The organism is Kaistella carnis, from assembly GCF_003860585.1.
In the GTDB taxonomy this organism is placed as follows: domain Bacteria; phylum Bacteroidota; class Bacteroidia; order Flavobacteriales; family Weeksellaceae; genus Kaistella; species Kaistella carnis.
In genome coordinates this window covers 1263606-1282503 of the sequence record NZ_CP034159.1, presented here as the reverse complement: position 1 = coordinate 1282503, position 18898 = coordinate 1263606, and the positions used below count along the sequence as shown (strand labels likewise).

17 protein-coding genes, 1 tRNA gene and 1 pseudogene are annotated in these 18898 nt (G+C 33.0%); 17 read left to right on the top strand and 2 right to left on the bottom strand.

Going from position 1 to position 18898, the window contains the following annotated elements; all coding sequences use genetic code 11:
- The first annotated feature begins 14 nt into the window (after positions 1 to 14).
- The 3 genes from EIB73_RS05770 (at position 15) to EIB73_RS05760 (ending at position 2566) form a co-directional block, all read left to right on the top strand.
- Positions 15 to 497, top strand: a complete 483-nt coding sequence (locus tag EIB73_RS05770) for a GNAT family N-acetyltransferase (RefSeq protein WP_125023513.1) — start codon at positions 15 to 17, stop codon at positions 495 to 497.
- A 92-nt stretch (positions 498 to 589) separates the two neighbouring features.
- Entirely contained in the window at positions 590 to 1939 is a 1350-nt protein-coding gene (hisS, locus tag EIB73_RS05765) for a histidine--tRNA ligase (RefSeq protein ID WP_125023511.1), read from the top strand.
- Positions 1940 to 2149: 210 nt separating this feature from the next.
- Positions 2150 to 2566 carry an EamA family transporter gene (locus EIB73_RS05760; RefSeq protein ID WP_125023509.1) on the top strand — a complete coding sequence of 139 codons (417 nt, stop codon included), beginning with the start codon at positions 2150 to 2152 and terminating at the stop codon, positions 2564 to 2566.
- 7 nt (positions 2567 to 2573) lie between these two features.
- Here EIB73_RS05760 and EIB73_RS05755 read toward each other — a convergent pair whose 3' ends face one another.
- Complete coding sequence (locus EIB73_RS05755; protein ID WP_125023508.1) at positions 2574 to 2792, bottom strand: hypothetical protein; 219 nt, start codon at positions 2790 to 2792, stop codon at positions 2574 to 2576.
- A 145-nt stretch (positions 2793 to 2937) separates the two neighbouring features.
- Here EIB73_RS05755 and EIB73_RS05750 point away from each other — a divergent pair, with 145 nt between their 5' ends.
- The 5 genes from EIB73_RS05750 (at position 2938) to EIB73_RS05730 (ending at position 6627) form a co-directional block, all read left to right on the top strand.
- Positions 2938 to 3729: a class I SAM-dependent methyltransferase gene (locus EIB73_RS05750; protein ID WP_125023506.1), complete on the top strand. Its 792-nt coding sequence runs from the start codon at positions 2938 to 2940 to the stop codon at positions 3727 to 3729.
- Positions 3730 to 3811: 82 nt separating this feature from the next.
- A tRNA-Ala gene (locus EIB73_RS05745) sits at positions 3812 to 3885 on the top strand.
- A gap of 462 nt (positions 3886 to 4347) precedes the next feature.
- On the top strand, positions 4348 to 4623 hold the full coding sequence (locus tag EIB73_RS05740; protein WP_034716917.1) for a hypothetical protein: 276 nt from the start codon (positions 4348 to 4350) through the stop codon (positions 4621 to 4623).
- 99 nt (positions 4624 to 4722) lie between these two features.
- Positions 4723 to 5952 carry a primase-helicase family protein gene (locus tag EIB73_RS05735; RefSeq protein ID WP_125023504.1) on the top strand — a complete coding sequence of 410 codons (1230 nt, stop codon included), beginning with the start codon at positions 4723 to 4725 and terminating at the stop codon, positions 5950 to 5952.
- Between the two features lie 210 nt (positions 5953 to 6162).
- Positions 6163 to 6627 (top strand): hypothetical protein, encoded by a 465-nt coding sequence (locus EIB73_RS05730; RefSeq protein WP_125023502.1) that lies wholly within the window; start codon positions 6163 to 6165, stop codon positions 6625 to 6627.
- A gap of 81 nt (positions 6628 to 6708) precedes the next feature.
- Here EIB73_RS05730 and EIB73_RS05725 read toward each other — a convergent pair.
- Positions 6709 to 7769 (bottom strand): annotated as a pseudogene (locus EIB73_RS05725) (IS3 family transposase); the annotation flags it as partial.
- 87 nt (positions 7770 to 7856) lie between these two features.
- On the opposite strand from EIB73_RS05725, the gene EIB73_RS05720 reads away from it, so the two are divergent.
- The 9 genes from EIB73_RS05720 (at position 7857) to EIB73_RS05680 (ending at position 18769) form a co-directional block, all read left to right on the top strand.
- The gene (locus EIB73_RS05720; RefSeq protein ID WP_125023500.1) at positions 7857 to 8306 is read left to right on the top strand and encodes a toprim domain-containing protein; all 450 of its coding nucleotides are present in this window, start codon (positions 7857 to 7859) and stop codon (positions 8304 to 8306) included.
- Between the two features lie 248 nt (positions 8307 to 8554).
- A complete protein-coding gene (locus EIB73_RS05715; protein ID WP_125023498.1) occupies positions 8555 to 9013 on the top strand; it encodes a plasmid mobilization protein in 459 nt (152 codons plus the stop codon).
- On the top strand, positions 9006 to 10154 hold the full coding sequence (locus EIB73_RS05710; protein ID WP_125023496.1) for a relaxase/mobilization nuclease domain-containing protein: 1149 nt from the start codon (positions 9006 to 9008) through the stop codon (positions 10152 to 10154). Before EIB73_RS05715 ends, EIB73_RS05710 begins: the two co-directional genes overlap by 8 nt.
- 11 nt (positions 10155 to 10165) lie before the next feature.
- A complete protein-coding gene (locus EIB73_RS05705) occupies positions 10166 to 10804 on the top strand; it encodes a hypothetical protein (RefSeq protein ID WP_125023494.1) in 639 nt (212 codons plus the stop codon).
- 396 nt (positions 10805 to 11200) lie between these two features.
- The gene (locus EIB73_RS05700) at positions 11201 to 12760 is read left to right on the top strand and encodes a type I restriction-modification system subunit M (protein WP_125023492.1); all 1560 of its coding nucleotides are present in this window, start codon (positions 11201 to 11203) and stop codon (positions 12758 to 12760) included.
- Positions 12750 to 13880, top strand: coding sequence for a restriction endonuclease subunit S (locus EIB73_RS15095; protein ID WP_185144633.1), 1131 nt, complete (start codon positions 12750 to 12752; stop codon positions 13878 to 13880). Before EIB73_RS05700 ends, EIB73_RS15095 begins: the two co-directional genes overlap by 11 nt.
- Before the next feature lie 13 nt (positions 13881 to 13893).
- Positions 13894 to 15036: a PDDEXK-like family protein gene (locus EIB73_RS05690; protein ID WP_125023490.1), complete on the top strand. Its 1143-nt coding sequence runs from the start codon at positions 13894 to 13896 to the stop codon at positions 15034 to 15036.
- A gap of 112 nt (positions 15037 to 15148) precedes the next feature.
- On the top strand, positions 15149 to 18325 hold the full coding sequence (locus EIB73_RS05685) for a P-loop NTPase fold protein (protein WP_125023488.1): 3177 nt from the start codon (positions 15149 to 15151) through the stop codon (positions 18323 to 18325).
- Between the two features lie 99 nt (positions 18326 to 18424).
- Positions 18425 to 18769 (top strand): DUF3024 domain-containing protein, encoded by a 345-nt coding sequence (locus EIB73_RS05680; RefSeq protein ID WP_125023486.1) that lies wholly within the window; start codon positions 18425 to 18427, stop codon positions 18767 to 18769.
- The last annotated feature ends 129 nt before the right edge of the window (positions 18770 to 18898 follow it).

Here is an 18898-nt window from a genome sequence, read left to right as displayed (position 1 = left end):
TTTAAATTTATAAAATGGAAATTAATATTAGAAAAATTCAGAAGTCAGATAATACATTGTTGGCAGAAATAATACGCAGTTGCTTTCATGATTTTAATGTTCCTACGCCAGGAACTGTTTATGAAGATCCTACGACAGACCATTTATCGGAATTGTTTAACGAAGAAAATTCAGCATTGTTCGTTGCCGAAGTCGATGGCGAACTATGCGGTTGCTGCGGCATTTTTCCCACCGAAGGTTTGCCGGAAAAATGTGGCGAACTCGTTAAGTTTTATATTCACAAAGATTTTCGCGGAAAAGGTTTGGGCAAAAAATTAATGGAAAAAAGTATTGAGTTTGCAAAAAATGCCGGTTATCAATCAATTTATATAGAAAGTTTACCCGAATTTTCTACGGCAGTTTCAATCTACGAAAAGCAGGGTTTTAGTTATCTGGAAAAACCATTGGGCAATTCTGGACATAGCGGCTGCAACCTTTGGATGATCAAGCATCTTTAGGAGTTTAGATTAATAATTTTGTATTTTTGCAGACTGACGTAAGTTTATTGCCAGCATAATTACTCACTACTTATTATTCATTACCTATATCTATGAAACCCAGTTTAGCCAAAGGAACCAGAGATTTTTCTGCCGAAGAAGTTTACAGAAGAAAATTCATCATCAATATTTTACAGAAGAATTTTGAACTCTTTGGTTTTCAGCCATTAGAAACTCCAAGTTTCGAAAATCTTTCTACATTAACGGGAAAGTACGGTGAAGAAGGAGATCGTTTGATTTTTAAAATTTTGAATTCCGGTGATTATGCTTCGAAGACAAAAGAGGAAGATTGGTCGGCTAAAAATTCGCAGAAACTGATTTCGCAGATTTCGGAAAAGGCGCTACGTTACGACTTAACCGTTCCTTTTGCAAGATATGTAGCCATGAATCACGGACAAATGACTTTCCCTTTTAAGCGGTATCAAATTCAGCCGGTTTGGCGCGCGGATCGTCCACAGAAAGGTCGTTTTCGTGAGTTTTATCAATGTGATGCTGATGTAGTAGGAAGTGTAAGTTTGTGGCAGGAAGTAGAATTGGTTCAATTGTATTTAAAGTCTTTTGCTGAATTGAATGTGAAAGTTGCACTTCATTTAAACAACAGAAAAATACTTTCTGGATTAGCAGAATTTGCCGGAATTTCTGACCAGTTAATTGACTTTACGGTTGCATTGGACAAACTGGATAAAATAGGTAAAGAAGGCGTTGTTAAAGAACTGTTAGAAAAAAATATCAATCAGGAATCAATCGATAAATTAGATTTTCTTTTTAACCAAAGTGAAAATGCTCTTGAAAATTTAGCACAGTTAAAAGAGAAATTCCAGGGCAATGAAATTGGAACAAACGGAGTAGAAGAACTGGAATTTGTTTTGACTCAATCCTTTGAATTAGGAATTTCCGAAGAAAGTTTAAAATTCGATATCACTTTAGCCAGAGGTCTTGATTATTATACCGGTGCGATTTTCGAAGTGAAAGCCACAGATGTTGCCATGGGTTCCATTGGCGGTGGCGGTCGTTATGATAATTTAACTGAAGTTTTCGGCGTGAAAAATATTCCGGGAATTGGAGTTTCGTTTGGTCTCGACCGAATTTATTTGGTGATGGAAGAACTAGGATTATTTCCGGAGGATTCGGTGAAAACGGTGCAATATCTTTTTGCCAATTATGGAGAAAATGAATCTTTGGCCGCGATGAAAATTATCGGTCAACTTCGCGCGAAAGGAATTTCTGCAGAACTCTATCCTGAATCTGCAAAATTGAAAAAGCAGTTTACCTACGCCGAAAAGAAAGGAATTCCAAACTTGGTTTTCTATGGCGAGCAGGAAATTTCAGAAGGAAAAATTACCGTTAAGGATTTGAAAACCGGAGAACAAATTATTCAGACGACAGAAGAGTTTCTAGCCTAACCATGAATTAACCTTGTCAAGGTTCAAAACCTTGACAAGGTTTAACGGTTTGATACTATCTTTGATAAGGGAAATAGAAGATTTTGCGAAGTCAAACAGCGTTGCGCGTTACAAACTACCAAATACATAATTTCACGAACTAAATTTTCGCGTTTTAATTTTTCATTGTTATTCGAACTGGATTTTTATTACAATTAACAACTCAAAAAAATGTGGTGGATTTACGCTTTACTTTCGGCTTTCTTTGCTGCATTAACTGCGATTTTTGCGAAAGTCGGCGTAGAAAATGTAAACTCGAATCTGGCGACTGCCATTAGAACAGTGGTTGTTTTGATCATGATTTGGATGATCGTTTTCTTCCGAAACGAATATAAAGCAATCGGCGAATTATCTTCCCGAAACTGGATTTTCCTTACCATCTCAGGATTCGCAACCGGACTTTCCTGGATCTTTTACTTTAAAGCATTACAAATGGGCGAAGTTTCAAAAGTTGCCGGAATCGATAAACTCAGTTTGGCCTTAACTATTATTTTTGCAGTCATATTTTTAGGGGAAACCTTAACCTGGAAAACAGCCGTTGGCGCAGGTTTAATTATCGCTGGAACTTTATTTTTAATCTGGAAATAATGGAAAATTAATCTTCCCAGCCACAAAGTTCTTTATCTAACGTCTGTGCTTTTTGAAGACTTACCTTGATGATTTGCGCTTTGCAATTAGACAATCCTCTGCAGTTTTTTAAATAATGGTATTTTTTGCCACCGCTGCTGTTGCAAAGATAAACATCGGTTTTTGTAACAAGAGTTCCTTGCCAATTTAATATAACCATCAAAAATAGGAGTAAAGATTTTTTCATGATAGTGAATTAAATTTCGGCGGTTTTATCAAATTTCTGCACTTTTAAGTTCTTGTGTAAAAATATAAATAATACGTCGGATTTGCGACCCAAATCGTCAACCCTAAATTTGTTTTTAAATTTCTATTTTTACATAAAACCGCTCATGGAAAACTATCTCGACATCAACCGAAAATTATGGAATGCAAAAGTAGATTCGCACCTCAAATCTGATTTCTATTTTGTAAATGAATTTATAAAAGGCCGAACTTCTTTAAACTCAATCGAACTTGATCTTTTAGGAGATATTAAAGATAAAAAAATCCTGCATTTGCAATGTCATTTCGGACAGGATTCTATTTCACTTTCCCGACTCGGTGCAAAAGTTACAGGAATCGATTTGTCTGATAAAGCCATTGAAGCAGCAAAAGATTTAGCCGCGAAATGCGGAACAGATACCGAGTTTATCGTTTCAGATGTGTATGATTTGCCAAATGTTTTGCATCAGAAATTCGATATCGTTTATACCACTTACGGAACAATTGGTTGGCTTCCCGATTTGCAGAAATGGGCAGAAGTAGTTTCTCATTTTTTAAAACCCAGCGGCAAATTAATTTTCGTAGAATTTCATCCCGTCGTTTGGATGTACGATAATGACTTCACTTTTGTGCAATACAGTTATTTTAATGACAAACAGATTATAGAAACCAACGAAGGAACTTACGCAGACCGAACCGCCGATGTGGCCAATGAAGAAGTCAGTTGGAATCATTCTCTGTCCGAAGTTTTGACCAGTCTGTTAGGGGAGAATTTGCAGCTGCAATCGTTTCAGGAATACAATTGGTCGCCGTATCCATGTTTCCGCCATATCGAAGAAATCGAAAAAGGAAAATATCAAATTCCCCAGTTTGGAAATAAAATACCACTTGTTTATTCTCTGGTGGCAGAGAAAAAATAAAGCCAAAATATTGCTTTTGAATCACAAAAATTTGTATCATTGCAAATCTGAAATTTACATCGTAAAATTCAGCACCCAAAATGGGGGATTAGCTCATCTGGCTAGAGCGTTTGACTGGCAGTCAAGAGGTGGTCGGTTCGATCCCGATATCCTCCACGTTTACAAATTAGAAACTCCTGATTATCAGGAGTTTCTTGTTTTTTAAAAAATTATTTGTCTTGTATTTGTCTTGCAAAAGATAAATTCTCTTAAAAATTCCACAAATTTCCATTTTAGATTTTACTAACAATTAGTAAAATCAAACAGCTTTCAAATTAGCAATTTTCGATTTCAAATTCTTAATTTACTGTCTCAAATTTAAAAAATAATTTTTTTAAATATTTATCCATTTTATAGGATTGTTTTTTCTTAACATCCTTTAACATTTCGTTGAAACCACCTAACTCTTTTTTAATAGTATTTAATCCACAAGTACAATGGAATAGTTAAAGTGGTTGCAGAATGAATTCCAAAGCATGAAATTCTGGAGTTTCCAGTCTAATTTTGTCGTGTTCAAATCGAATAAATAGTTGAATTTTCAACTTTTCAATTAATCACAAAATACAAAATTATACTATTATGCAAATTACTTTCGAAACATTACCAATGGCAATTGAAATCCTCATCAAAGAGGTAAGAAGTTTAAAAACGGATATTGATAAAAATAATTCTAAAGACAACGAAGGGAAAGTTGTTGATAGATTAGAAGCACGAAGAATTCTCGGAACGCATGGAAAAAGATTGTCTGAAGCACGTTTTGCCCAACTGAAAAATGAAGGACGAATTACCACATACGGTTTTGGTGGCAAACATTTTTACAACGTGGAAGAATTAGAAAGTCTGAAGCGTAAATAAATCTGCCCATCCATTAAAAAGAAATTGATGATGTGAAATTTCATCAAATGTTTAAAGTTTCTTTTAACGATTCCGTATTACCATTAAAACTCCCGAAAAATGAGCAATAAAACTCCCTATTTACGAGTAGGAACGACCTACTACAAAACCATAGAAAAACCATTGATTTCTGGTGATAAAATTTCCATATTAGTTCGATGGAATCGAGAAACTATAATTAGCGATCACGGAAAAACCTACGTTTCTAAAGTACCGAAATATGATGGATTTTGCTGTATTCCAGAGCATTTAGAATACAGGCAAATCGTTCAAGGTTTCTATAATATTTACAATGAAATTCCATTTTTACCTTCATCTGGCAAGGAAAATTTTATAGATAGCATTCCATTTTCAATGAATTTTGTGGAGCATATTTTCGGTGAACAACTGGAAATGGGATTGGATTATTTAAAGATTCTACTGCAATTTCCAACACAAATTCTACCGATTTTATGCTTGGTCTCTAAAGAAAGAGTTACTGGAAAAACAACTTTTATTAAGTGGTTAAAAGAAATTTTTGGCTTGAATATGACTTATATTAAAGGAGATTCTTTCGGCAGCCAATTCAATTCCGATTGGGCAGCAATGTTGGTTGTAGCAATTGACGAAGTATTCTTTGATAAAAAAGAAATTACAGAACGATTAAAATATCTATCGACAACCAACAAAGATAAACTGGAAGCCAAAGGAAAAGATCGAGAAGAAGTCGATTTTTTCGCCAAGTTTATTTTGTGTTCCAATAATGAAGAAAATTTTATTCAAATCGATGAAAATGAAATCCGGTTTTGGATTTTAAAGATCAATCCAATCAAGACTGAAAACACAGAATTTCTAAAGAATCTCATTTCAGAAATTCCAGATTTTCTTCAGTTTTTAATTGAAAGAAAATTCTCAACTGAAAAGAAAACAAGAATGTGGTTTTCTGCGGATGAAATAAGAACAAAAGCACTACAGAAGTTGGTTTTCAAGAACAATAACAAGTTAGAATCGAAAACCTTAGAATTACTATACGAGTTCTTTGAAAGTAATGAGGATGAAGAAATTAGTGTAGTTCCGCAAGACTTACTCAACATGATGAACAAAATGTTTCGCCCAACTTATTGGACGAGAAGCGATATTCGAAATCTACTAAAAGAAACCTGGAAACTGGAGCCGCAAAAAAATGGCTTAACCTACATCAGGTATGACATCGATTTTGCAGGAATATTCTATCAAACTAATTCGGTTGGTCGCTATTTCACCATAAAAAAGGATTTTATCCTTAATAAATATGTTGAATTGTTGAATTGATTGATAATGAAAAGAAAATCAAATAGTTAAGTCTCAACAAAGTTCTCAACAAACTTTTATATCCTCGATTTTGTTGAGCAATAATACTCAAGTTTGTTGAATTGTTGAGTGTTTGTTGAGGGAGTAAATGTAATACAATCAATAAGTTACGCGGTTTTCTCAACAATTCAACAAAAAATCTCTCACCCAAAACCCGGAAAATATACAACAATGAATTGCAACCAATTTAATACAATCCCATTGGAAGAAGTCCTACTTGCTATCGGACACCTTCCAACAAGACAAAATGAAAAAGAAGCCTGGTATCTTAATCCATTTGGAACAGAAAACCACGCATCTTTTAAACTCAATAAACACCTCAATATATGGTATTTATTTTCAGAAGGTATCGGAGGAAACAACACCAATTTTATGCAGAAATTTCTAAATACTTCCATCAGTGAAATTTTAATTTGGGCAAAAAATCAAAATTTTTCTTCTTTTCAAAATCAAAAAACTCCGAATATAAAATCAAAAAACCCATTAAAAACATACGAAATAACTGAAGTAAAAGAAATTGGACATCATGCTTTGTTAGAATATTTGAATAGTCGAAAAGTAGAAAATCAAACTGAATATATTAAAGATGTAGACTCCCCATTTTCAGTACACTTCAAAAGTAGAATTTTTTCTTGATATTTTACTGCTGTTGTTGTCGGATGTGGAAAAGTGGGCAGGAAAAGTGCTGGCATTAGCTTTTGCTTGCTGTCCATTTTTCCACATCACGGGTGACAGGCCACCCAACGAATCATGGGGTCTTTCATAGTTGTAATCCCTTACCCATTCCGCTGTCACGCTCCTTACTTCATCCAAACTTTCAAAAATATATGCATCCAGGATCTGATTTCTGTAGGTTTTGTTGAACCGCTCGATATAGGCATTCTGTGTAGGTTTCCCCGGCTGGATATAAGCAAAGTTGATCTCGTTAACCCTGCTCCAGACTTCAGCGATATTTGCTATAAACTCAGGGCCATTATCCATGCGGATTTTCTCAGGCTTTCCATAGCGGTTTACCAGATGATTCAGTATCCAGATTACCCGCGAACTTTTCAAGCTGTAATCGGCCTCGATGTGTAGAATTTCCCGGTTATAATCATCAATCACATTAAAACTGCGGAACTTTCTTCCGCTGGCCAGTACGTCACTCATAAAATCAATACTCCACGTGTGAGTGAATGTTTCCGGTACCTCCAAGGGCGATTTTACTCTGGCAGGGAGCCGTTTCTTTATCTTGCGTCGCAAAGGAAGCTTCATTTTCTTATAAATCCTGTGTAGCCGTTTATGATTGATTTTTTCTCCACGGTTTCGCAAGCGGTAATAATATTTCCAGAAACCTTCTCTCGGATGGCTCTGTGCAAGCTGTTCAAGCTCCATCATGACCGTTGAATCATCTTTCAGTGAGCGGTAATGAAAACTGCTTCTACTGATTTTAAGTACGCGCAAAGCCTTGCCGGAATCTTTCGGACGGAGCTCACGGATCTCCATGACAATTTCCCGTTTCCGACAAGGCTTTAGAGCTTTTTTTCGATAATGTATTTAGCTACGTCAAGTTCCATTGCCAAATTGGCGTACATGCGCTTGAGGCGGGCATTCTCTTCTTCCAGCTCTTTCACCCGCTTGAGTTCACTGGCTTCCATCCCGTTGTACTTTTGACGCCACTTGTATAAAGTGGCCGTGCTGATGCCATTTTCCCTTGCCAATTCATCGGCACTGCGGCCGCCGGTAAACTCCTTTAAAATACCTGCAATCTTTGCAGGACTGAATATGCTCTTTTTCATTGTCTTTATTACGATTTAAAGTTAATAATTTTTATACTTTTAAACCGTACTGTTTGCGGGGGAGCTTACAAAGAAATCCATTATCAAATGAATGGTAAAAATTATTTCGGAATAGGTTTTAAAAATGATTCTGATGGTTATGAAATTCGAAATGCATATTCTAAAATTTGTTTGGGTAAAAAAGATATTTCAATCATAAATATTGACTCAAATTCAATCCGGATTTTCGAGGGCTTTTTTGATTTTCTTTCCTTTAAGAATGTTGAAAATTATCTGGAAAAAGAAGCTTCGGATTGCCTCATTTTGAATTCAGTTTCTATGATTGCTAAAATTAAAAATACAATTAAAAATTATGAAAATATAGAACTCTATTTTGATAATGACGAAGCTGGAAATCGAGCCGTTGAAATGATAAAAAGTGAAAACGAAAATGCCGAAGATTGTCGGATTTTGTATTCCGATTTTAAGGACTTAAATGATTGGTTGATTCATGAAAACCCATCAAATGAAAGACAGTTGAAATACAAAAGAAGGTGAGGAAAATGAGCACAGGTAAAATGAGATATAAAAATTATGGAAGATTTCAGACTGTGTTCTTTTTACGCAGGTGCAACCTAAACCAACCTGTGTAAAATAGAATCAGGTAGAATATGGTAGGTTGATAGTGCAAAAAGTACCCATTGTTTACAATAAGCGTTTCACGCTTTTTATAAAACTGGGATTTTTGATTTCTTCCTATCGTCAGAAATACAAATTACTGTAAATAATAAAATAAAAATTAAAACATGAAAGAAGATTTTTTTAAAAAATTTGTGCAAAAAGCAACAGAGGAAAATGAACAAAAATTGAATGCTGAAAAAAGAAAAAATTACTTCAAAGATTTAGGTCGAAGGGGTGGTTTGAAAAAGAAATCTGATCCACAATTAACGAGAATAATTTCCTTCAGGATGACTGAAATTGAATATCAAATTGAGTTAAAAAAAGCCGAGAAAGTCAAGCTGAAATTATCAACTTTTGCCCGAATGGTTTACCAGGAAAAAGTGCTGAAAATTAACGAATTTAAAACTGATGAAATCTTGTTGGAATACGGAAATAATTTTAAAAGGATTAAAAATTTATTGCGCCACAATGAATGGAATGTTTTCTCGAATAAAAAGAAAATTATTATGGAGATCGAAGAAATAATTGAACTCATTCGACAGTATTTATATTCTAAAAGAAATCAAAAAATAGCGGATGAATAATTCAGCAACAACTAGAATGATTTCTAAAATTGCGTTGGAATATAATGGGAACGATAAAGGAATGGCAATCGCCGCAGCATCTAATTTTCTTTTAAGCAGCAATCCGGAATATCAATACCAGGAAATGAAAACGGTAGCCGACAGAAATTCAAAAGTGAAAAAGTGGGCTTTAACTGGATATATTTCTCCACCTACTGAAAACACAAAGCAATTATCAGATGAAGAATTAACTGAAATTTCAATTGAAGCTTTGCAGAAGATTGGAGTTACAGATAGAAATCAATACCGCTTGGATATCCACAACAGCACGAGGCAGAAACATATTCATTTTGTTGTGAATCGAATTGATATCAATGGAAAGTGTACCGTAAAAGCACACGATGTAGGAAAGCGTTTCGGTGAAGCGGTTCGGAAAGTTTGTCAGGAGAGAAATCTTAAAACTGACGTTGAGATTGGAATTGAAAAAAAGGCGTTTATGTTGAAAAATCTTACTGAGAGCTTGAAGAACTCCAATAATTTTGATGACCTAACTTCAGCAATGAGGAAAAGAGGTTTTTTGACAGAACTTTCTAAAAATGAAAAGATTGGAATTTCGGGAATGCGAATTATTCTGGAAAGCGACATCAACCACCAAACCGAACGACAATACAAGCCGGGTTATAAACTTTCGGAGATAACATCAAATCTCAAAATAGCGGAGATCAAGAATATATTTGAGTTAAAAAATTTATTAATTCAAGAATTAAAAACTCAACCCAGTTTAAAAGAATTTCGGGAAAATCTGCATCGGCAAGGATGGGCGATGAAAGTTCAGTATAAAAAAGAATTCCGACCCAATCAAATTAATCAAGTTCATGATATCTGGATCAAAAGAGTTGCGACCACAACTTCCAATCAGCAGAAAGATGGTTTCTTTTACAAGAAATACGAGGGATTTTCTCTTTCTGCAACTGATGGTAATTTTCAAAACATTGAAAAATTAATAAATGCTACCGCACAATCATCAGTTTTTCCTGCCAGCAGCAAGAATGAAAATGTATTAGAAATTGCTTTGGAAACAGTTGAAGAACTCCTAAAGCCAAATTACGTTTCACAAGCGGAAGATGAATGGTGGAAAAAGAAGAAAAAATTTAAACGATAAAAAAATATAAAATGGAAAACAATAATCAAATTGAAGAATCAAAATCTGATGGATTTGAACTTTTAGAAAAGGTGATTAGGTCGAACGAAGACAATATAAAATCAAATAATAATAGAATTGAAATTTATTCAAAATTAGCATTTGCATTGGAAGATCACTTAACTATCATGGGTCAGACTCAATTAGATTTTGAAGCGGTTGGCGAGACATATGAAGATGCAATGAAATTTCATGAATTAGAATCTGTAAAAAGAACTGAATTCTTAAAAAATATTCCGACCAAAATCGAAGCGGTTCTTTCGCCAGAAACAGTAGAAGATTTTGAGAAGATAAATTCAAAAATGAAAGAAATGAAAATCGTTTCATGGTCCGGATTAGGAACGATGATTTTAGGGATTTTAATATTAGTTATTTCCATCAACTTTGCCACGAATTGGTATAAAGAAAGCATTAGATCAAAAAGTGAAATCAGAGTAGATATTTTAAATGAAATTGCTTCGGAAGGAAAAAAAATCTATGATGAAAATGAGGTGAAAGTTTTGAGTGAAAATACTAAATTGATGCAATTGTGGATTAAAAATAATCCTAAAAAAGCCGAAGATTTTTTGAGGTTTAAGGATGGGTATGAGGCGGAAAGGATTGAGAGATAATTGTTTCTCGTTTACTTTACCACTGATTTTTATATTTATACATAAATGTCCAGTTTTTTAATTAATAAACTGGACATTTTGCTTTAGTAACTATCGTTAAATAAGGTTTAAATATTTGTTGATCAATTTCTTATGTTATATTATTTCTCCGTAATAACGCGCTCACCTACCAAAATTTTATATAGGTGTGAATTTACAATCGTAGCACCAAAGTGAATGGCTACATCCACAAATATTAATATTTCCAATTTTTTATTTTGAGTTATAAAATTAACAGGTAGAACAAAACCTTAATCTATATTTTAAAAAAAGATTTTCATTAGGAATATTTTATCTCGTCCGGACTCTTTTTCTTTACTTTCTTTTCGTATTTTTGAAAGATTACGTAAAAATTAAATGGCCAAAAAAATACAAACTAAATCCACCGAAGAAATCCTTTGGGATTCCGCTAATAAATTAAGAGGTTCTGTGGAACCTTCCGAATACAAACACGTTGTCCTCAGTTTAATATTCCTGAAATTTGCCAACGACAAATTCCTCCGAAGAAGAGAAGAATTACTCGCAGACGGCAAAGATGCTTTTCTGGAAATTCCGGAATTCTACCAGGCAGAAAATGTATTTTATTTACCCGAAGAATCCCGCTGGACTTACATCATCGAAAATGCCAAGCAGGAAGATATTACGCTGAAAGTAGATTCCGCCCTGAAAACTATTGAGCGAACCAATAAATCTCTAGAAGGGGCATTGCCAGATAATTATTTTTCCCGTTTAGGTTTGGATCAGTCCAAATTCTCAGCTTTGCTGGACACCATTAATAATATCGATACTTTAAAAGATGAATCTCAGGATATTGTGGGGCGCGTTTATGAATATTTTCTTAGCAAATTTGCCATTGCCGAAGGAAAAGGAAAAGGCGAGTTCTATACTCCGAAATCTATTGTAAACCTGATCGCAGAAATGATAGAGCCTTATAAAGGCAAAATTTATGATCCTTCTTGCGGTTCCGGCGGTATGTTTGTGCAGTCGCTGAAATTTATTGATAAACACAAAGGAAATCAAAAAGACATTTCGATTTACGGACAGGAGTTGACCAACACCACTTTCAAACTGGCAAAAATGAATCTGGCTATTCGCGGAATTTCAGCCAATATGGGCAGTAAAGCAGCGGACACTTTTAGCGATGACCAACACCGCGGATTAAAAGCCGATTATATTATGGCCAATCCGCCCTTTAATTTAAAAGACTGGCGCGCCGAAAATGAATTAACCGATGATCCACGTTGGGCAGGCTACAGAGTTCCGCCGAAATCCAATGCCAACTACGCCTGGATTTTGACTATGATCTCTAAACTTTCTCAAAACGGAGTTGCCGGGTTTATCCTCGCGAATGGAGCATTGTCTGGAAGTGGCGAGGAATATGAAATTCGGAAACAGATTATTGAAAATGATTTGGTAGAAGCGATTGTTATTTTACCCAGAGCGATGTTTTATTCTACTGACATTTCGGTGACGCTTTGGATTCTGAACCGGAATAAAACGGCAAGAACAGTAGAAGTGGTTGATGATGTTAAGAAATATAGAAACCGCCAAAACGAAGTGCTGTTTTTGGATTTAAGGCAAAAAGGCGAACCTTTTGAGAAAAAATTCATCCAGTTTGGAGAAGATGAAATTTCGAATATTGCTAAAAACTTCCACAATTGGCAGCAGGAAAGCCATCAGGAAACCTATCAAGATATTCCGGAATACTCTTATAGTGCAACCTTAGGAGAAATCCGTAAAAAAGATTATTCTTTAGTTCCAAGTAAATATATTGAGTTCGTGAATCGTGATGAACAAATTGATTACGATGTACAAATGGAATCATTGCAAAATGATTTAAAACAATTGTTTCAGCAGGAGAAAGATTTAAAAAGAGAAGTAGAAAACGTTTTTAAATCTTTGGGATATGAGTTATAAAAAATTAGGGGAATATATTCAACAGGTCAACGAGCGAAATCGTGATTTGGAAACTACGGTTCTTTTGGGAGTAAGTATTACTAAAAAACTGATTCCTTCTATTGCCAATACAATTGGGACCGATATGTCTGTTTATAAAATTATAAAAAGAAGACAGTTTGCTTACGGAACAGTTACTTCTAGAAATGGTGAAAAAATTTCGATTGCTTTAGCAGACGAATATGAAAAAGCATTAGTCTCGCAGATTTATGTCGTATTTGAAGTTGTAGATACTACCTTTTTATTGCCTGAATATTTAATGATGTGGTTCTCTCGTCCTGAGTTCGACCGTTATGCTCGTTATCATTCTCATGGAAGCACCCGTGAAACTTTTGATTGGGCAGATTTATGTGAAACTGAACTTCCGATTCCTTCTATTGAAGAACAAATAGAATTAGTAAAGCAATACTACACGATCAGCGACAAAATAAAAGTAAATGAGCAAATCTGTGAGAAGTTAGAAACCACGGCTCAAACTTTATACAAGCATTGGTTTGTGGATTGTGGGAATGAAGAGCTGGTTTTTATAAAGGATTATATTGAATCAAATCCATCATTACCAATGAAAAAAGGAATGAAAGCAAAATATACTGAGATGAGAGATTTATCAGAAAATCACCTTTCTATTAAGCAGCCTATCATCAAAGAATATATGGGAGGTTCACGTTTTCAAAATTTCGATACACTATTTGCGAGAATAACGCCTTGTCTTGAGAATGGAAAAACTGGATTTGTTAATTATTTGGTAGAAAATGAAATTGCATTTGGATCTACTGAGTTTATAGTTATTCGGCCAAAATTTTCTATCAGTCCATATTGGGTGTATTGTCTTTGTAAAGATGAAAATTTTAGAACTTATGCTATTAGTACGATGATTGGTTCTTCTGGAAGACAAAGGGTTCATGAATCTTATTTACTAAAATATAAATATCCTAGAATTGATGAACCAAAAATGATGAAATTTGATTTGTACGTTAAATCAATATTCCAATTAGTAAAAAACTTCAATAATCAAATTCATAAGCTCGCTCAACTTCAATCGTTACTATTATCGCGATTGGCAACATTAGAAGTAAATTAAAACACAATTTAAAATGAATGAAATTTCGAAACTTCTTGAAGAAGTAAGTTGGTTTAATAAAATTAAAAAATTGAAAGTCGAAAAAAGTGATGACCAATTTAATATGTTTCGTATCTGTGGAGTAAACCATTATGAGAATACACATTCATCCATTATTGCAGAATTATTAAATCCAAATGCGACTCATCAATTTAATCATCTTTTCTTAGAATCATTTATTCAAGCACTAATTTTTTCAAAAGTATTACCTGCAGATTATGAATTTAAATATGAAAACGTTCAGGTGAAAAGAGAACATCAGACAAGTTTCGGTCGGTTAGATATTCTATTAACGAACTCCGCAAATGAAGCAATTCTTATAGAAAATAAAATTTATGCTGCTGATCAATTTGAGCAGTTAAAGAGATATAGTGATTATGGTAAGCAAACTTTTGCGGATAAATTTAAATTATTATATCTGACCCTTTGGGGAAATGAATCTCAGGCGGCAACTGTTTCCAATGTCGAGTATGTACAAGTTTCGTATTGTGATACTGTACTTCAATGGCTTGATCGATGCGTTGAAATCGCAGCTCGCTCTCCAGTTGTACGAGAAACTTTAATACAGTATAGTAATCATTTAAAAAACTTAACCAACTCTAATACTAATGCAATTATGGATCAAGAATTAATTAATAAATTATCAACTCTTGAAAATCTGGACTCTGTATTCAAAATTGCAGATAATGTTGATAATGTAAAAAACAACATAATCAACACTGTTTTTTTAAAGCAGTTACAAGAAATTGGTGAAGAATTAAATTTGAATTCTTTATCAGAAAAAGGAGAATTTGTAAATAGTTCATGGGCGGGTTTTTCTTTTTCCAATCCTGATTGGAGAAATTTTAATGTGTTTATGGAATTTAGTGCTAAAGGATTAAGAAACCTAATTATTGGAATTTCATCAAAAAATGATCAGGTTGATATTTCTTCTTTACCACTTATAAAGGAAAAAATAGGCGGGGGAAATGGCAGAGCTGCGTTCGTAAGATTTCCAACTTATCCAAATTGGGATGTTGATGCAATGAAAGCAATTTTGAATGGTGATATGAAGGATATCGTAAAAAATAAAATAATCGATCTAATTGAAATTACCAGAGGCGTAGAAAATTTATAAAGCTATGTATAGTTATAAACTGTTCAATTTGTAAATGGAGAGGTTGGAGCAATAAAAGGTTACGTAATTACTACGGTAGTAATTGAAAATAAAAACACAAATAATAATTATAATGGAGAGCAAATCTACTAATGAAAAGAATAATCAGTATAAATTCTTAACAAATAAACCGTTAGGCGAAGATTTATTTAAGAATAGATCTCAAGAAAAAATTGCTACTGTAATTAGCGAAAAAATTATCAACGAAGACGATTTTAAGATTATTGGTATTGATGGTGCATGGGGATCTGGAAAAAGTAATCTTGTTTTTCAGGTAAAGAAGAAATTATTAGAGACCCATAAATTTTTTATCTATGATGTTTGGGGACATCAAGAAGATGAGCAAAGGAAAGCAATCTTAGTTGAACTAACTGAATTTATTAAAAATGAAAAGGACGTTCTTAAGAAAAGTGATAAAAAAAATTGGGATGATAAGTTGAAGATACTTCTTGCAAATTCTAAAGAGACTACTACGGTTAATCAACCATATTTAAGTGTTGGATTTATTTTTAGTCTATTATCAATAATTTACATCCCGACTGTAAATGTGTTCAAAGATTCTTTAAAAGATTTTCTTCAGATCGAATCTTGGTTTTGGAAATTAGTTTTGGTTACATTTCCTGTACTAATCGTTTTTGGAATTTATTTTTATAATGTTTTTAGGAGTTGGAAAAATAAAAAGGGATTTTGTAAATCATTTCGCTTTGCTGCAGAAGAAACTTTTCAAGTGTACACTAATAAACAAAAAGAAGAAACAAAAATTGAAACGATTTCGGAAAACCAACCTTCGGTTAGAGATTTTCAAAAATGGATGGAAGAAATCGATGGGGATTTAAATAAAAAAATAGTTTTAGTTTTTGACAATTTTGACAGATTGCCAAAAAAACATATTCAAAATATATGGTCGTCCATTCATATATTTTTTGCGGAAAAGAATTATCAAAATATCAAAGTTATACTTCCATTTGATAGAGAACATATCCAGAATGCTTTTAAAGAATTAAATCCTGATGGAAAAGATAAGACATTTGGTGATGATTATGTGAACAAAACATTTGATATTGTTTTTAGAGTTACGCCGCCTATTATGTCTGACTGGAAGCAATTTTTTCAAAATCAATGGAAAAATGCTTTTCACAATTTTGAAGAAGAAGAATTACGATTGGTAATACAAATTTATGAATTTTTGTGTAAGAGGATAACTCCGCGAGAGATTATTGCTTTCATTAATGAGATTTTGACAATCAAACTTTTAGATGAAAATTTTAAAGAAAGATATATCGCAATATTTGTATTGAAAAAAGATGAAATTTTGCACAATCCATTATTAGCGATTACTGTCCTTGATTACCTAAGTGGACTAAAATCAATATATGATAATGATTCTAATTTTGGAAAGCAATTAACTGGTATCGTTTATCATATTGATGTTGAAGATGCTGTTGAATTAATTTATACTCAAGAATTGAAAGAAGCTCTAAATAAAAATGATATTGAGAAATTTAATTCTATTTGCAAATCAGATTTCGCAGATTCTATATTTAGTTCGGTAATTATGGATTTGGAAGTTTTAGAAAATCCCATTAAAACGTTGTGTCAAATTGAAAATGAGACAGGTATTTCAACTTCTCAAATTTCGCAAGCATGGGAAACCTTCTACTATAAAATAGTTAATAAAGAAATTAAGGTTGAAAAGCTCGTGATCGAAGAGTGGCAGTTACTTCTGCTTGAGAATTATGATGATGATCAATACTTACAAAAGTTATTAGTTGAATATAGTGGTCTAATCGACGAATCAAATACATTGGAATACGTTTCTCTTATAGACAGGTTAATTGAAGTGTTAGGTGAGGAGAGAATCTTGCCGCTGTTACGTTCTAAAAATCTAACTGCCGAAAATTTAATTCAGGTTATCGAAAATAAAGGAGTTGATTATGCAAAATATAAATTATCTGGTAGCAATAAAGAAGTCGATGCTCACATGTCAGCACTAATAATGGATGATATTTTGAAATTGAATCATACAGATGTTTTATGTGAGAATTTTGAACTTTCTGATTATTCCTTACATTTAAAGGAGAATCTGATTACAACTATTGATCAAAACAATGCCCAAAAAACTAATGATATTTTCTTAAAAATAAAGGAAACAACTAATGGTGAGAGTACATTTTTAAAAGAATTTTTAGATGATACCAAGATTTATTCCTTTTATGCTAATAATGTTTCATCATTACTACCTGTGATGAATGAATTTATTGCCATGTATATTGCCAAAGGAGTGGAATTTAATAGTTCTTATGTAAGTACCTTTAATACTATTATGGCTAGTGATGATGAGGTAAAAGCTATAGAAATTGGAAACACAATTCTCAACTACATCTCATATGGGGACTTGCTTTTAAGTTCAGGGCATTTTAAGGGAAGCCTTTTATTTAAGGAAATTGTTCTCACACTTTTTTCGAATTCTCCAATGACGAAAGCAGCAAATATTTATAACCTTATCGAAAAATATAAAATAATAAAAGAATCATTAGATGTACCGGGTGAAGCGTTACTAAAAGAACTTGATAGATGGCCAGTTGATAAAACTAAATTAAAATTAGACGAATTAGATGATATATTTATTGAAGACTGTTTTACCTATGATCAATTCTCAATTTCAAAAAGTTTTATAGATAAATTTAACACAGAATTTAATGGGCTAAATGATGAAGATTATAACATTGTTTTTGATGCCGATACAGATATACATTTTAGATACTTTCAGTTTTTATCTGGTGATTCACTAACCCAATCCTCTCTTGATGTTTTTAAGAAGCGACTTTTGGATAAAATTGAAAAAGGTGAAGCTGACGAAAATTGGTGGAAAATATTACTTAAATATGAGAGTAATAATTCAAAATTATCAATTGTTAATACTTTGAAAGATATCAGAGATCAATTTCTAAGTAATCAAATAGAATTAGATCTGGAAACAGCTAAAAGGATTCTTCCAATTTTTATAAATTATAATATTTTGGATAGTTCATTAGATATTTTCAGAACTATTATTAAAAATGGCTTTTTAAATGATGGAGAATTTATAGATATCTTATTGGAAAATAAACTATTCATTAAGAATTTATATCAAAGTACCACTTCTTCTCAAAAAGAAGGTTTCAGAAATATCTTAAACGAAAAGAGAGGAGATAGTTCTAAATTAGAAGAAATAGCAAAAGATATTGGTATTAGAAGAGCTAAAGAATAAATGAATACACCAATCAGAAAAAGAATACTAAATCTGTCGCAAATATTTACTAAATTTTAGTACTCTCATCATTAAGTAGTTGAATTAAAAAAAATAGAGATGGAGCAAAAAAATATAAATATCCAAGAACAGTATTTAAAAACCTTTATAGAAACTCTACGTCCGCAGGATCTAGAAATCCGTAAACAGGTTGACATTGGTTATTCCTGGCAAAATAATACCGCTATTCTATTTGAGATTCGCCCAAAATGGGATCATCCAGAAGAGTTGATGAATACAGAGTTTGCAAAAATCCGTTATACAAAAACACAAAAAGAATACAAACTATATTGGATGCGTGGTACAGGAAAGTGGGAAATTTACGAACCTTTTCCTACCGCTACCAATCTACAAGAGTTGCTAAACGTAATAAAAGAAGATGCCCATTCTTGCTTTTTCGGATAAGCATCTTTTAAATAAAAATAAAATAAACCATAAAACTTCTTATTTTCCAAAATACGGATAAATAAGCACATTGTAATCTATCTATTTTGTATAGAATATTCAGAAACAGATTTCTTACTTAAAGTAGGT